We start from the raw sequence: 465 nt of genomic DNA on the forward strand, positions 1-465 counted from the left end.
TGAGGCATTGATGGTGACGATGCCGGTATTCGCGTCGATGGTGAAGGCTGCGGCGTCCGCGCCGCTCAGTGAATAGGTGACGGTGCCGCCGGCCGGGTCGGCGGCAACCGCAGTATAGGCCACGCTGTTCGCCGCCACGCCCTCGTTGACCGATGCCGTCGCCGGCGACGAGATCACCGGCGGCAAATCGTTGACACTGAGCGTGACCGCTTCGGTATTGAAAGCGCCGGAGGGGTCGCTGGCCTTGATGGTGAAATTGTAGCTGCTCTTGGTCTCGAAATTCGGCGAGGCATTGATGGTGACGACGCCAGTGTTCGCGTTGATGGTGAACGCTGCGGCGTCGGTGCCGCTCAACGAATAGCTGACGGTGCCGCCGGCCGGGTCAGCCGCGACTGTGGTGTAGATCACGCTGTTCGCCGCCACGCCCTCGTTGACCGATGCCGTCGCCGGCGACGAGATCACCGG

At 64.5% G+C, this 465-nt stretch carries 1 protein-coding gene; it reads right to left on the bottom strand.

Annotated elements, in window-relative coordinates; genetic code table 11:
• A partial coding sequence (locus tag ACFFWD_RS24740) for a cadherin repeat domain-containing protein (RefSeq protein ID WP_376969476.1) occupies positions 1 to 465 on the bottom strand: 465 nt, incomplete at both ends.

Source organism: Bradyrhizobium erythrophlei, assembly GCF_042430365.1.
In the GTDB taxonomy this organism is placed as follows: domain Bacteria; phylum Pseudomonadota; class Alphaproteobacteria; order Rhizobiales; family Xanthobacteraceae; genus Bradyrhizobium; species Bradyrhizobium erythrophlei.